Genomic DNA, 14126 nt, shown 5'->3' on the forward strand with positions numbered 1-14126 from the left:
CCGTCACTGGCGCCGCCGGCCTGGCCCGCGCGGTCAGGCGGCGACCACGCGGATCTCGATGCCCGCCAGGCCCACCACCTGCCCGGCGCGGATCTTGGCAGTCTTGCGCGATTCGGGCGCGCCGTCCACCGAGACTTCGCCGGCGGCGACCAGCGCCTTGCCGGCGCCGCCGCTGTCGCACACGCCCGCCAGCTTGAGCAGGTCATTGAGCGCGATGAACTCGCCCTCGAGCGGGAAGGTGATGGTTTGCACGGCTGCCTTGCCAGGTTTGGCCATCACTTGCCCCAGCTGTCTTTCAGACCGACGATGCGGTTGAAGACCGGCTTGCCCGGCTGCGAATCGGTGCGGTCGGCGACGAAGTAGCCATGGCGCTCGAACTGGAAGCGGTCTTCGGGCTGGGCCTCGCGCAGGCCCGGCTCCAGGTAGGCGGTGATCACCTGCTTGGAATCCGGGTTGAGCGCATCCAGGAAGTTCTTGCCGCCGGCATCCGGGTTGGGGTCGTTGAACAGGCGGTCGTACAGGCGCACTTCGGCCTCGTACGCGTGCGCCGCGCTGACCCAGTGGATCACGCCCTTGACCTTGACGCTGTCGGCGCCCGGCGTGCCGCTCTTGGTTTCGGGCAGGTAGCTGGCGTGCACGGCGATCACGTTGCCGTCGGCATCCTTGTCCACGCCGGTGCACTCGATCACGTAGCCGTACTTCAGCCGCACCTTGTTGCCCGGGAACAGGCGGAAGTAGCCCTTGGGCGGGGTCTCGTTGAAGTCCTCGCGCTCGATCCACAGCTCGCGCGACAGCGGGAACACGCGGCGGCCCAGTTCGGGCTTTTTCGGGTGCACCGGTGCCGAGCATTCTTCGCTCTGGCCTTCGGGGTAGTTGTCGATCACCAGGCGCAGCGGGTCCAGCACGGCCACGCCGCGCGCGGCACGGCCGTCCAGGTCGTCGCGCACCGCGCCTTCGAGGGTGCTCATGTCGATCCAGCTGTCGGCCTTGGCCACGCCCACGCGGTCGCAGAACAGCTGGATCGATTCCGGGGTGTAACCGCGCCGGCGCACGCCCACCAGCGTGGGCATGCGCGGATCGTCCCAGCCGTCCACGCGCTTTTCATCGACCAGCTGCTTGAGCTTGCGCTTGCTGGTGATGGCGTAGGTCAGGTTCAGGCGCGCGAACTCATACTGGTGCGGCAGCGGGTCGCGGAACACGCCGCTGTCGCGCAGGTGCTCAAGCACCCAGTCGTACAGCGGGCGGTTGTTCTCGAACTCCAGCGTGCACAGCGAATGCGTGATGTTCTCGAGCGCGTCCGAGATGCAATGCGTGAAGTCGTACATCGGGTAGATGCACCACTTGTCGCCCGTGCGGTGGTGATGGGCATGGCGGATGCGGTAGAGCACCGGGTCGCGCATCACGATATTGGGCGCGCTCATGTCGATCTTCGCGCGCAGCACGTGCTCGCCGTCGCCGTACTTGCCGGCGCGCATGTCGCGGAACAGCTGCAGGTTCTCTTCGACGCTGCGCTCGCGGTAGGGCGAGGGCTTGCCCGGCTCGGAGAAATTGCCGCGGCTGGCGGCGATCTGCTCGGCGGTCTGGCTGTCGATATAGGCGGCGCCGCGCTCGATCAGGGTCTCGGCAAAGGCGTAAAGCTGGTCGAAGTAGTCGCTGGCGTAGTACAGGTGCGGCTGTCTGGTGCCGTCCTTGCCCTCGCTGTCCCAGGAAAAGCCGAGCCAGTGCACCGCGTCGATGATCGAATCGACGTATTCGGTGTCTTCCTTGACCGGGTTGGTGTCGTCAAAGCGCAGGTGGCAGCGGCCGCCATAGTCGCGCGCCAGCCCGAAGTTCAGGCAGATGCTCTTGGCGTGGCCGATATGCAGGTAGCCGTTGGGCTCCGGCGGGAAGCGGGTGATGACGGTCGGCAGCGGTTCGCCGGCCTTGTCCTGGCGGCCGGCATAGGTGCTGGCGGCGAGATCCTGGTCGATGATGCTGCGCAGGAAGTTGGAGGCGGCGGGGGTGCTGTCGGTAGGCTTGTTGTCGTGGCTCATGATGGCGCCGGTTGGCCGGCCTGATGCGTCTGGGTGCTTGGGGCCGGGTCGTCAGATTGCGTGGCGGAATGCCAATAACGGGATTTTACCGTGCCGGAGCCGCCGCACGCCGCGAGCCGCCGCGGATTTCCGCCCTTGTCCCGGATTTGCGTCCGCGCGGATGCGCCTGGCTGCGACGAAAGTGATGTGTCGGAGTAGCATGGGAGCGTGCCGGCCCGTGGTGGCCGGCTTTGGTCCATCGCTGCAGGAATGCCCATGAACGCCCAACCCGATGCGGCGCCAGTGCCGCTTGAGCCCTCTGAAGTCGTTGCCGCGCTGTGGCGCGATGCCGGCCTGCCCGCCGAGGCGCTGGCGCACCTGAAGCTGGACGGCGCCGAGCCGGTGCTGCCGTCGAGCTTTGCTGTGGGCACCGCCGCCCAGGCCAGCCTTGGCGCGGCGGCGCTGGCAGCCGCCGCGCTGTGGCACAGCCGCACCGGCCGCTGGCAGGACGTCAGCGTCGACATGCGCCACGCCATCACCGAATTCCGCAGCGAACGCTACCTGCGCGTCGATGGTGGCCCCGCGCCCGAGCTGTGGGACAGGCTGGCCGGCATCTACCGCTGCGGCGACGGCCGCTGGGTGCGCCTGCATACCAATTTCCCGCACCACCGCGACGGCGTGGTGCGCTTGCTGGGCTGCGCCAATGACAAGGCGGCCGTGCAGGCCGCACTGGAAAAGCGGGACGCCGAAGCCTTCGAGACCGCGGCGTCCGACGCGGGCCTGGTGGTTGCGGCATTGCGCAGCTTCGAGGAATGGGACCGCCATCCGCAGGCGGCCGCCTTGTGCGGCCTGCCGCCGGTGACGCTGGAGCGCATCGGCGACGCCCCGCCGCAACCGTTGCCGGCGCCCGCATCCGCGGACGCGCAGCCGCTGTCGGGCGTGCGCGTGCTCGATTTCACCCGCATCATCGCCGGCCCGGTGGCGGGCCGCACGCTGGCCGCGCATGGCGCCGACGTGCTGCTGGTCACCGCCTCGCACCTGCCGTCGATCCCGCCGCTGGTGATCGACACCGGCCGCGGCAAGCGCAGCTGCCAGCTGGACCTGCGCGATCCCGATGACAAGCGCACGCTGCACAAGCTGCTGCACGGTGCCGACGTGATGGTGCAGGGCTACCGCCCCGGCGGCCTGGCCGAGCTGGGCGTGGGGCCGGAGGCCGCGGCGCGCGCGCGTCCGGGCATCGTCTATGTGTCGCTGAGCGCCTATGGCCATGTGGGGCCGTGGTCGCACAAGCGCGGCTTCGATTCGCTGGTGCAGAGCGCCACCGGCTTCAACGATGCCGAAGCGCAGGCGGCCGGCAGCGACACGCCGCGCCCGTTGCCGGCGCAGGTGCTGGACCACGCCGCGGGCTACCTGCTGGCCTTCGGCGCGATGGCCGCGCTGCACCGGCGCGCGCTGGAGGGCGGCAGCTGGCATGTGCGGGTGTCGCTGGCGCAGGTGGGGCAGTGGCTGCGCGGCCTGGGGCGCGTGCCGGGCGGGCTCAAGGCGCCCGAGCAGAAGATCGACGACGTGGCCGACCTGCTCGAGGCGGTGCCGTCGGGCTTCGGCATGCTGACGGTGGTGCGCCATGCGGCGCATCTGGCGGAAACGCCGGCGCGCTGGACCTTGCCGTCCGAGCCGCTCGGCACGCACGCGCCGCAGTGGCTGCCGCGCGGTTAGGCTAATAGAGCGTGGTGCGCTGCCGCTCGGGCAGTTCGCGGTCGTAGGCGGCGCCGTCGATGGCGTTGTCGGTCAGCGTGGCCAGGATCTCGCCGTTGCTCGGCAGCGACTGGCGCGCCACCTGCGCATCCGCTGCCCACAGCCGCGAGCGGATCAGCGCGCGGGCGCACTGGAAGAACACTGACTGCACCGTGACCACCAGCACCGTGGTCGGGGCCTTGCCGTCGACCACGCAGCGCGCGACCAGCGCCGGGTCGACGCTGATCTGCGCGCTGCCGTTGACGCGGATGGTCTCGTTGATGCCGGGGATCACGAACAGCAGCCCCACGCGCGGATCGGCAACGATATTGCGCAGGCTGTCGATGCGGTTGTTGCCGCGCCGGTCGGGCAGCAGCAGCGTGCGTTCGTCCAGCACCTGCACAAAGCCCGGCGCATCGCCGCGCGGCGAGCATTCGGCCCAGTCCTCGCCCACCGTCGACAGCAGGCAGAAGGGCGCTGCCTCGATAAAGGCGCGGTAGTGCGGGTGCAGGTAGTCGACTTCCTTGGACAGCGACGGGGCCGCCGGTTGCGCGTAGAGCGCTTCCAGTTCGGCCAGCGTGGTGATGGCGTGCGAGGTCATGGCAGGCGGGGCGTGGGTCGGCGGGGGGCGAAACCGTCAATGTAGCGCAGATGCCGTTACACGGTCACGGTACCCCGGCCGATCTCCAGCACGCGGCCGCCCACGCGGATGGCGCCTTCGGCATCGGCCTTCAGGCGCAGCCGGCAGGGGCGGCCAACGGCCTCGCCCTGGTCGATCGCATACTCGGCCGGCAGCGCGTGGCCGGTGGCCAGCAGCCAGCCGCCCAGGTTGGCGCAGGCCGAGCCCGTGCCCGGGTCCTCGGCCACGCCGCCGCCCTGCTTGGTGAAGAAGTAGCGCGACCGCACGCGGCCGGGCTGCTCCGGGTCGAAGGCAAAGACGTAGGCGGTCTTGCGGCCCAGGCTGCTCTGCGGCCAGATCTGCAGTCGCGCGCTGTCGGGGTTGGCGCGGCGCACGGCATCGGTGCTGCGCACTGCCACCAGCAGCTGGTCGGCGCCGGTGTCGACCCACATCGGCGACACCAGCAGGTCGTGTTCCCGCAGGCCGAGCAGGCTGGCGATGTCGGCATCGGACAGGCCCACCGGCGCGGTCTTCGGCTTGCCGCTGTGGGGGGCGGTGAAGGTCCAGACATCGCCCTGCGCGGTCACCGGCACCACGCCCGCCGCGAACTCCAGCGTCAGCGCGTCGCCGGTTCCGGCCAGTTCGCGCACCGCGTGTGCGGTGCCCAGCGCCGGATGGCCGGCGAAGCGCATCTCATAGCCCGGCGTGAAGATGCGCACCCGCGCGCTGGCACGTTCCGACGGCAGGATAAAGGTGGTTTCCGACAGGTTGAACTGCAGCGCCAGCGCCTGCATGGTGGCATCGTCCATGCCGCGCGCATCGTCGAACACGCATAGCGGATTGCCACCGAAGGTGGCTTCGGCAAAGACGTTGAGCAGGCGGAAGGCGTAGGTGGTCATGGCGCGGGGGCTCCGGGTATCTTCCGTCACAGTGTACGTAGACCGGGCCAGCGGGCCATGGACAGTTGGCGGGTTTGTGGGCGGGCCAGTTCGGAAGGCGGAGTTGTTCGCGGCGCCGCTTGCAGGAGGCTCCCCTCGCCCGCTTGCGGGAGAGGGAGAACACCTTGCTTAGGCTAGTTCGGGCGGCTTTGGTGCACCCAAAACCGCGCTCCCTTCTTGCGCTTCAGAACCCCACCGCCTGCCCATCGCGCCGGCTGTCGCTGGCGGCGACATAGCCGTGCTCGGCATCTTCCGACAGGCGCCAGATGAACTGGCCCGAGCCGAAGTCCATGTACGGATCGTCCACAGACTTGAGCTGGTGGCCGCGCGCTTTCAGGCCCTCGACCGTGGCCGGGTCCATGGTGCTTTCCACGTCCAGCGTGAAGTCGCGGTTGACCTTCCAGCGCGGCGCGCAGCACGCGGCCTGCGGCTGCTGGTTGTAGTCCAGCATGCGCACCACGGTCTGCAGGTGGCCCTGCGGCTGCATGTCGCCGCCCATCACGCCGAAGCTCATCACCGGCTGGCCGTTCTTGGTCAGGAAGGCCGGGATGATGGTGTGGAACGGACGCTTGCCGCCCGCGACCACGTTGGCCGACTTCGGGTCCATCGAGAAGCCCACGCCGCGGTTCTGCAGGCTGATGCCGGTGCCCGGCACCACCACGCCCGAGCCGAAGCCCATGTAGTTGGACTGGATGAACGAGATCATCATGCCGTTCTCGTCGGCGGCGGTCAGGTAGATGGTGCCGCCCACCTTGGGCATGCCGAAGTCGAAATGCGTGGCGCGCTGCATGTCGATCAGCTTCGCGCGCGACTTCAGGTACGCGTCATCGAGCATTGCCTCCGGCGTGACTTCCATGCTGCGCGGGTCGGCCACGTAGCGGTAGAGGTCGGCAAAGGCCAGCTTCATTGCCTCGATCTGCAGGTGCTGAGAATCGACCGAGTCCACCGGGATCGAAGCCATGTCGAACTGGTCCAGGATGCCCAGCGCGATCAGCGCGGCGATGCCCTGGCCGTTGGGCGGGATCTCGTGCAGCTCGTAGCCGCGGTAGGACTTGCTGATCGGCTTGACCCAGTCGGGGCGGTAGTTGCGCAGGTCATCGAGCGTCATGGCGCCGCCGCACTGCTGGCTGAAGGCGGCAATCTGCTCGGCGATCTCGCCTTCATAGTAGGCGCGGCCACGGGTCGCGCCGATCTTGCGCAGGGTTTCGGCGGCAGCCTTCATGGTGAACTTCTCGCCCACCGCGGGGGCGCGGCCATTGGGCATGAAGGTCTCGGCATAGCCGGGCTGGTCCTTCAGTTCAGGCACCGCGGCGGCCCACTTGTGCGCCACCACCGGCGGCACGGCATAGCCGCGCTCGGCGATCTCGATTGCCGGCTCCATCAGGTCGGCGAACGGCAGCTTGCCGAAGCGCTCATGCAGCGCGGCCCAGCCGGCGACCACGCCGGGCACGGTGACCGAGTCCCAGCCGCGGATCGGACGGTTGGCCAGGCCGTTGGCATCGGTGCCGTACTTGTTCTTGAAGTATTCCGGGCTCCAGGCCGCCGGGGCCACGCCCGACGAGTTCAGGCCGTGCAGTTCCTTGCCGTCCCACAGGATGGCAAAGGCATCGCTGCCCAGGCCGCACGACACCGGCTCGACGATGGTGATGGCGGCGGCCGCGGCGATGGCGGCATCGATCGCATTGCCGCCCTTGAGCAGCATGCGCAGGCCGGCCTGCGCAGCCAGCGGGTGCGAGGTGGAAACCACGTTGCGCGCAAACAGCGGGATGCGCACGGAGGGGTAGGGGTTGGTCCAGTTGAAGTTCTGCATGCTTGTCTGTGTCCTTGTGCTCGGTGCGCCTGTAGCGCAAATTCTGCGGCCCTTATTCTGCCGTGATCTTGCGATCCCTGATCAGCTTGCCCCAGCGCGCGCTGTCCTTCTTCACCATCGCGGCGAACTGCGCCGGCGTGCCGCCGACCGGCTCGGCGCCCAGCTTGCCCAGGCGTTCCTTGACCTCGGGCGACTGGATGGCCTTGTTGAACTCGGCATTCAGGCGGTTGACGATATCCGCCGGCAGGCCCTTGGGGCCATAGATGCCGAACCAGGTATCGGACTCGAAGCCGGGCAGGCCCGACTCACTCGCGGTGGGGATTTCCGGTGCCAGCGGCGAGCGCTTGGCGCTGGTCACTGCCAGTGCCTTGAGCTTGCCGTCCTTCACATGCGGCAGGCCCGACACGATGCTGTCGAACAGCACCTGCACCTTGCCCGAGATCAGGTCCGGCACGGCCAGCGCGGTGCCGCGGTAGGGGATGTGGGTGATGAACACGCCCGCCTGCGCCTTGAAGGCCTCGGCGGTCAGGTGCACCACGGTGCCGTTGCCGCTGGAGGCGTAGTTCAGCTCGCCGGGATGCTTCTTGGCGTAGTCGATCAGCTCGCGCACGTTCTTCGCCGGCAGGCCGTTCGGCACCACCAGCAGGTTGGTGGCGATCGCCACCTGGCTGACCGGGGTGAAGTCGGTCTCGGTGTTGTATGGCAGGCGAGTGTTGATATACGGCCCGATCGAATGCGTGCTGGTGGTGGCGATCAGCAGCGTATAGCCGTCGGGCGCTGCCTTGGCGGCCATGTCCGAGCCGATCGCGCCGCCGGCGCCGGGGCGGTTGTCGACCACGATCTGCTGGCCCAGGCTGGCGCCCACCTTCTGCGCGATGGCGCGTGCCAGCAGGTCGGTCGCGCCGCTGGCCGGGAAGGGCACGATCAGGCGGATCGGCTTGCTGGGATAGGTATCGGCCAGTGCGGGCGTGGCGGCCAGGCAAAGCCCGCAGCCAAGGCCGATGCCGAAGCGGCGCAGCCAGGATTTCATTCTTGTCTCCGGTGTCAGGCGATTGGCCCCGATTCATGAGCCTGCCTTCATTATTCCGTGCTGTCGGTCACAAAGAAAGCTAATATTTCTTTCCAATGTCACAAGGAAATCTTAAGGATCGCGCCTTGCCGGCATATGCCTGACTCTTCCCTTGCGTGCACCGATGAGCACTGTCCGCTTCCTCCGTACCTTCGTTGCCGTGGCCGAGCACGGCTCCTTTGCCGCCGCTGCCGGCCAGGTGGCGCTGACCCAGGCCGCCGTCAGCCTGCAGATGCGCGCGCTTGAGACCGAATTGCGCCGCGAGCTGTTCGACCGCAACGGCCGCGTGGCCGTGCTCAATGCCGACGGCCGCGCGCTGCTGCCGCTGGCGCGACGCATGCTGGCGCTGTATGAAGAGATGCGCCTGCCGCTGGCCTCGGACGAAGCCATGGCGGGTGCGGTGGCAGTGGGTGCGGTAGTGTCGGTGATGGGCGGGCTGTCACATGCGGTGGCGCATATGAAGCGCACTTATCCTGCGCTCGACGTGCGCCTGGTCGGCGCCAAGTCGATCGAACTGGCGGCACAGGTCGAGGCCGGCGAGCTGGATGCCGCCATCCTGGTGGAGGGCGCCGCGCGCGTGCCCGGCACGCTGCGCTGGACGCCGCTGTACCAGGAGCCGCTGGTGGCGATCGCGGCACGCGGCAGCCCGGGCCGCGACGCGCGCGAGGCGCTCGCCACCAATCCCTACCTGCGCTTCGACCGCAGCCAGCGCACCGGCGTGCTGGTCGAGCGCGCGCTGCGCCGCGCGCACCTGAAGGTCAACGAGTTCCTGGAGCTGAACGCGATCGAGGCGCTGGTGGAACTGGTGCGGCAGGAGGTCGGCGTGACCGTGGTGCCGCTGCTGCGCCGCGCGCGCTGGCGCGACGACGAGGCGCTGCGCATCCTGCCGCTGCTGGTCAACGGCGAGCCGGTGATGCGTCACATCGGCATGCTGGAACGGCGCGACCACGGGCGCGGGCAGGTGACCGCGGCGGTGCGGGCGGCCTGCAGCGAGCTGTTTGGCGCCTAGTGCGGGTTGCGTCCACGCCATAACCAGGGTCTATCGGGAGGATAGTCAGAAACGCATTCTCCTGGCGCTCAGCTGTGCATATATTGGGGTTGCGGACTGCCGCTGACGCGGCCGCATTGCCATTGGGCGGCGCCCGACCTACCGCGTCGGAGCATGCCCAGCGCACCGGCAGAAGTCAGCCGGCATGCTTTTGAAGGAGATTCCCGGCGTGGATTCGCAAGCTCCGCCGGAGCGGGATCGCTGATGCAACAGCGACCCGATGCCATCGCTGCAGGCGTGTTCAGTACGTCCCACAAGGAGAGAACGCATGTCTAACGAAGCAAAGTGTCCCGTCACTCATGCCGCCGGCGGCGGTACCACGAATCGCGACTGGTGGCCAAAGCAATTGCGCCTGGACCTGCTCAGCCAGCATTCCAGCAAGTCCAACCCGCTCGGCGCGGACTTCAACTACGCGGAAGCCTTCAAGAGCCTCGACCTGGCGGCGGTGAAGAAGGACCTGGCGGCGCTGATGACGCAATCGCAGGACTGGTGGCCGGCGGACTTCGGCCACTATGGTCCGCTGCTCATCCGCATGGCCTGGCACAGTGCCGGCACGTACCGCATTGGCGATGGCCGCGGGGGCGGTGGGCGCGGCCAGCAGCGTTTCGCGCCGATCAACAGCTGGCCGGACAACGTCAGCCTGGACAAGGCGCGCCGCCTGCTATGGCCGATCAAGCAAAAGTACGGCCAGAAGATCTCCTGGGCCGACCTGATGATCCTGAGCGGCAACGTCGCGCTCGAGACCATGGGCTTCAAGACCTTCGGCTTCGGCGGTGGCCGCGAAGATACCTGGGAGCCGGACCTGGATGTGTACTGGGGCAATGAAAAGACCTGGCTGGGCGGTGACTTTCGCTACGGCAAGGGTGCCGCCGGCAAGTACGACGACGAGGGCGTGATCATCGCCGACGAGGAATTGCATGGCTCCGAGGCCAGCCGCACCGACCAGGAACGCAACCTGGAGAACCCGCTGGCCGCCGTGCAGATGGGCCTGATCTATGTGAACCCGGAAGGCCCGGAAGGCAACCCGGACCCGCTCGCGGCGGCACACGACATCCGTGAAACGTTCGCGCGCATGGCCATGGACGACGAGGAGACCGTCGCGCTGATTGCCGGCGGGCATGCCTTCGGCAAGACGCACGGTGCCGGTCCCGCCGGGGACAACATCGGGGCCGAGCCCGAGGGCGCCGACCTTGAACTCCAGGGCCTGGGATGGTCAAGCGCCTTTGGCACCGGCAAGGGCGCCGACACCATCACCAGCGGGCTGGAGGTGACCTGGAGCAATACGCCGACGAAGTGGGGCAACAGCTATCTGGAGAACCTGTTCGGCCACGAATGGGAACCGACCAAGAGTCCCGCTGGTGCCAACCAGTGGGTGGCCAAGGATGGCGGGGAAACCATCCCGCACGCTTACGATCCCTCGAAGAAGCTGCGGCCAATGATGCTGACCACGGACCTGTCGCTGCGTTTCGATCCGGTCTACGAGAAGATCTCGCGGCGCTTCCTGGAGAATCCTGACCAGCTCGCCGATGCCTTTGCCCGCGCCTGGTTCAAGCTGACCCACCGCGACATGGGCCCGCGCGCGCGCTACCTCGGCCCGGAAGTGCCGGCCGAAGAGCTGATCTGGCAGGATCCCATCCCGGCGGTCGACCATCCGCTGGTCAACGAGCAGGACGTCGCCGCGCTCAAGCAGAAGATCCTGGCGTCGGGGCTGCCGGTCTCGCAACTGGTGCAGACCGCCTGGGCCTCGGCCTCCACCTTCCGCGGTTCGGACAAGCGTGGTGGCGCCAATGGGGCGCGCATCCGACTGGCGCCGCAGAAGGACTGGGCAGCCAACGAACCCGAGCGGCTGGCCAAGGTGCTGAAGGTGCTCGAAGGAATCCAGGCTGAGTTCAACGGCGCGCAGTCCGGCGGCAAGAAGATTTCGCTCGCCGACCTGATCGTGCTGGCCGGTAGTGCCGGGATCGAGCAGGCCGCGCAGAAGGCCGGACATCAAGTGACCGTGCCGTTCACGCCGGGCCGCATGGATGCCTCGCAGGAACAGACCGACGTGCAGTCGGTCGGCGCGCTCGAGCCGAAGGCGGACGGCTTCCGCAACTTCCTCAAGCAGAAGTACAGCATCCCGGCGGAGGCGCTGCTGATCGACAAGGCGCAATTGCTGACCCTGACAGCGCCCGAGATGACGGTGCTGATCGGCGGGCTGCGCGTGCTGAACATCCATACCGGGCAGGATGCGCACGGCGTCTTCACCGACCGGCCGGAAACGCTGACCAATGACTTCTTCCGCAACCTGCTCGACATGAGCACGGAATGGAAGCCGCTGTCGGAAGCCCGGGAAGTGTTCGAGGGGCTTGACCGCAAGACCGGTGCGAAGAAGTGGACCGGTACCCGGGTCGACCTGGTGTTCGGTTCGCATGCCCAGTTGCGGGCGCTTTGCGAGGTCTATGCAAGCGAGGACGCGCAGGAGAAATTCGTCCGGGACTTCGTCGCCGCCTGGGTCAAGGTGATGAACCTCGACCGGTTCGACGTCGCCTGAGCGGTCGCCGGGTCCCGTCAGGGCTGTCATTCCCCTGACGGGGCCGGGTCCGTGAGGTGAAAGAAGATCCTTCGCCGGTCACCGTGGCCGGCGACGGCAGCTTTTTGCCATGCGCGCGCGAGCGGCCTGGTGAAGCGATCGCCAACGCGAAAGAAAAGCGGCCGGCAAGCGCCGGCCGCGTGGCCTGCCAGGGCAGGACCCTACATCATCCTGTGCGCAAAATGCCCGCGCCGCGCATCGGCCATCAGGTCGAGGAACTGCCCGGTGCTCATGTGCACCAGTTCCTGGTGGTCGCCCGCCTCGAAGTAGACGTCGGGGTGCGTCAGCAGGCTGTCGTCGAGCCAGGTCTGCGTGCCGTAGGCCATGCCGACCGGCGGGAGCGCGCCGTGGTCGCAGTCGCGGAACACTTCGCGCACGCCATCCTCATGCGCCAGCGACAGCTTGCGGCCGGTCTGCTCGCAGAGCTCCGACAGTTTCAGGTGGTGAGTCGAAGGAATCACGGCAGTGACGTAGCCGCTGCCGTCTTCCAGCAGGACGGTCTTGGCCAGGCGGTCTCCGGGAATGTGTGCGGCCTGCGCAGTGGCCATGCTGCCGAGGCTGTAGGGGTGCCGGACGGTGTCGAACTGGCTCTGCTTCTTGCTCAGGCATCTCGCCAGCGTGGTAGACATGGTCATGATTTCAACCTCCGACGCGCGCAGCGCGACCGTTGTCCGAGTCCTACCAATATAGGTCGTCGGGGGTCGGGTGGCGGTGGGGCCGAGCCAAAACGTAGCCGGCAAGCGCAAAAAAAAAAGGGCACCTTGCGGTGCCCTTAGTGTGTTGTGCCGCCGGCCCCGGGGCCGGCGATATTCCCTGCTTATTCTTCCTGGAACGCTTCCTCGCGCTTGGCCTTGATCGACGGCATCGCCACGATCAGCACCAGCACGGCAGCGGCGATCAGCAGGCCCAGCGACAGCGGGCGCGTCACGAACACGCTGAAGTCACCACGCGACAGCAGCAGCGAGCGGCGGAAGTTCTCTTCCATCATCGGCCCCAGCACGAAGCCGAGCAGCAGCGGCGCGGGTTCGCACTTGAGCTTGATGAACAGGTAGCCCACCACGCCGAAGGCCGCGGTCTGGAACACGTCGAAGGTGGTGTTCTGGACCGAGTACACGCCGATGCAGCAGAACGTCAGGATGGCCGGGTACAGGTAGCGGTAAGGCACCTTCAGCAGCTTCACCCAGATACCGATCAGCGGCAGGTTCAGCACGATCAGCATCAGGTTGCCGATCCACATCGAGGCGATCAGGCCCCAGAACAGCGCCGGGTTGCTGGTCATCACCTGCGGGCCGGGCTGGATGTTGTGGATGGTCATCGCACCCACCATCAGCGCCATCACCGCGTTGGGCGGAATGCCCAGCGTCAGCAGCGGGATGAAGGAGGTCTGCGAAGCCGCGTTGTTGGCCGATTCCGGTCCCGCCACGCCTTCGATCGCACCCTTGCCGAATTCCTGCGGATACTTGGAGGTCTTCTTCTCCAGCGAGTAGGCAGCAAACGAAGCCAGCGATGCACCGCCGCCCGGCAGGATGCCCAGTGCCGAGCCCAGCAGCGTGCCACGCAGCACCGCCGGGATCATGCGCTTGAAGTCTTCCTTGGTCGGGAACAGGTTGGTGATGTGGTCGGTGAAGGTCTCGCGGTGTTCCTTCTGCTCCAGGTTGGCGATGATTTCAGCAAAGCCGAAGATACCCATTGCCACCGAGACGAAGTTCAGGCCGTCGGTCAGTTCCGGCACGTCGAACGAGAAGCGCGCCGCGCCCGAGTTCACGTCGGTGCCGACCAGGCCCAGCAGCAGGCCCAGCACGATCATGGCGATGGCCTTGACCAGCGAACCCGAAGCCAGCACCACGGCGCCGATCAGGCCCAGCACCATCAGCGAGAAGTATTCGGCGGGGCCGAACTTGAACGCCAGTTCCGACAGCGGCGCGGCAAAGGCGGCCAGGATCATGGTGGCGACGCAGCCGGCGAAGAACGAGCCCAGCCCGGCTGTGGCCAGCGCCACCCCCGCTCGTCCTCGCCTTGCCATCTGGTAGCCGTCGATGGTTGTTACCACCGAGGACGATTCACCAGGCAGGTTCACCAGGATGGCGGTGGTCGAGCCGCCGTACTGGGCGCCGTAGTAGATACCGGCCAGCATGATCAGCGCGGCCACCGGGGGCAGCGTGTAGGTCACCGGCAGCAGCATGGCGATGGTGGCCAGCGGCCCCAGGCCCGGCAGCACGCCGATCAGGGTGCCCAGCACGCAGCCCAGGAAGGCGTACGCGAGGTTCTGGAAGGTCAGGGCGGTGGAGAAGCCCAGACCCAGGTTGGTTAGAAGTTCCATGTTG

General features: G+C 67.6%; 11 protein-coding genes. 3 read left to right on the forward strand and 8 right to left on the reverse strand.

Annotated elements, in window-relative coordinates; translation table 11 throughout:
* Window positions 1–33: 33 nt before the first annotated feature.
* Window positions 34–276, reverse strand: a complete 243-nt coding sequence (locus tag AC3WON_RS07560) for an RNA-binding S4 domain-containing protein (RefSeq protein ID WP_010813694.1) — start codon at window positions 274–276, stop codon at window positions 34–36.
* Entirely contained in the window at window positions 276–2033 is a 1758-nt protein-coding gene (locus AC3WON_RS07565) for a glutamine--tRNA ligase/YqeY domain fusion protein (protein ID WP_492318755.1), read from the reverse strand. The genes AC3WON_RS07560 and AC3WON_RS07565 overlap by 1 nt, the downstream gene beginning before the upstream one ends.
* Window positions 2034–2288: 255 nt before the next feature.
* Here AC3WON_RS07565 and AC3WON_RS07570 point away from each other — a divergent pair, with 255 nt between their 5' ends.
* Window positions 2289–3728, forward strand: a complete 1440-nt coding sequence (locus tag AC3WON_RS07570) for a CoA transferase (RefSeq protein WP_492318754.1) — start codon at window positions 2289–2291, stop codon at window positions 3726–3728.
* Window position 3729: 1 nt separating this feature from the next.
* Here the strand turns inward: AC3WON_RS07570 and AC3WON_RS07575 are convergent, their stop codons facing one another.
* The 4 genes from AC3WON_RS07575 to AC3WON_RS07590 all read right to left on the reverse strand — a co-directional run bounded on the left by AC3WON_RS07575 (window position 3730) and on the right by AC3WON_RS07590 (window position 8143).
* A complete protein-coding gene (locus tag AC3WON_RS07575; RefSeq protein WP_492351535.1) occupies window positions 3730–4347 on the reverse strand; it encodes a pyridoxamine 5'-phosphate oxidase family protein in 618 nt (205 codons plus the stop codon).
* A 56-nt stretch (window positions 4348–4403) separates the two neighbouring features.
* A complete protein-coding gene (locus AC3WON_RS07580; protein WP_492351536.1) occupies window positions 4404–5264 on the reverse strand; it encodes a PhzF family phenazine biosynthesis protein in 861 nt (286 codons plus the stop codon).
* A gap of 223 nt (window positions 5265–5487) precedes the next feature.
* A complete protein-coding gene (ggt, locus tag AC3WON_RS07585) occupies window positions 5488–7113 on the reverse strand; it encodes a gamma-glutamyltransferase (RefSeq protein WP_492351537.1) in 1626 nt (541 codons plus the stop codon).
* Between the two features lie 52 nt (window positions 7114–7165).
* Window positions 7166–8143, reverse strand: a complete 978-nt coding sequence (locus AC3WON_RS07590; RefSeq protein WP_492318750.1) for a Bug family tripartite tricarboxylate transporter substrate binding protein — start codon at window positions 8141–8143, stop codon at window positions 7166–7168.
* Between the two features lie 163 nt (window positions 8144–8306).
* Here AC3WON_RS07590 and AC3WON_RS07595 point away from each other — a divergent pair, with 163 nt between their 5' ends.
* Window positions 8307–9191 (forward strand): LysR substrate-binding domain-containing protein, encoded by an 885-nt coding sequence (locus tag AC3WON_RS07595; protein ID WP_492318749.1) that lies wholly within the window; start codon window positions 8307–8309, stop codon window positions 9189–9191.
* A gap of 307 nt (window positions 9192–9498) precedes the next feature.
* Complete coding sequence (gene katG / locus AC3WON_RS07600; protein ID WP_492351538.1) at window positions 9499–11763, forward strand: catalase/peroxidase HPI; 2265 nt, start codon at window positions 9499–9501, stop codon at window positions 11761–11763.
* Window positions 11764–11963: 200 nt separating this feature from the next.
* Here katG and AC3WON_RS07605 read toward each other — a convergent pair whose 3' ends face one another.
* Window positions 11964–12437: an aminoacyl-tRNA deacylase gene (locus AC3WON_RS07605; protein WP_492351539.1), complete on the reverse strand. Its 474-nt coding sequence runs from the start codon at window positions 12435–12437 to the stop codon at window positions 11964–11966.
* Between the two features lie 182 nt (window positions 12438–12619).
* Entirely contained in the window at window positions 12620–14122 is a 1503-nt protein-coding gene (locus tag AC3WON_RS07610) for a tripartite tricarboxylate transporter permease (protein WP_492318746.1), read from the reverse strand.
* Between the last annotated feature and the right edge of the window lie 4 nt (window positions 14123–14126).

The sequence above is a fragment of the Cupriavidus sp. FW305-46 genome (genome assembly GCF_058787075.1).

Coding starts and splice junctions, on each gene's coding strand:
- AC3WON_RS07560 (WP_010813694.1), bottom strand. CDS start 276: ATGGCCAAACCTGGCAAGGCAGCCGTGCAAACCATCACCTTCCCGCTC.
- AC3WON_RS07565 (WP_492318755.1), bottom strand. CDS start 2,033: ATGAGCCACGACAACAAGCCTACCGACAGCACCCCCGCCGCCTCCAAC.
- AC3WON_RS07570 (WP_492318754.1), top strand. CDS start 2,289: ATGAACGCCCAACCCGATGCGGCGCCAGTGCCGCTTGAGCCCTCTGAA.
- AC3WON_RS07575 (WP_492351535.1), bottom strand. CDS start 4,347: ATGACCTCGCACGCCATCACCACGCTGGCCGAACTGGAAGCGCTCTAC.
- AC3WON_RS07580 (WP_492351536.1), bottom strand. CDS start 5,264: ATGACCACCTACGCCTTCCGCCTGCTCAACGTCTTTGCCGAAGCCACC.
- ggt (WP_492351537.1), bottom strand. CDS start 7,113: ATGCAGAACTTCAACTGGACCAACCCCTACCCCTCCGTGCGCATCCCG.
- AC3WON_RS07590 (WP_492318750.1), bottom strand. CDS start 8,143: ATGAAATCCTGGCTGCGCCGCTTCGGCATCGGCCTTGGCTGCGGGCTT.
- AC3WON_RS07595 (WP_492318749.1), top strand. CDS start 8,307: ATGAGCACTGTCCGCTTCCTCCGTACCTTCGTTGCCGTGGCCGAGCAC.
- katG (WP_492351538.1), top strand. CDS start 9,499: ATGTCTAACGAAGCAAAGTGTCCCGTCACTCATGCCGCCGGCGGCGGT.
- AC3WON_RS07605 (WP_492351539.1), bottom strand. CDS start 12,437: ATGACCATGTCTACCACGCTGGCGAGATGCCTGAGCAAGAAGCAGAGC.
- AC3WON_RS07610 (WP_492318746.1), bottom strand. CDS start 14,122: ATGGAACTTCTAACCAACCTGGGTCTGGGCTTCTCCACCGCCCTGACC.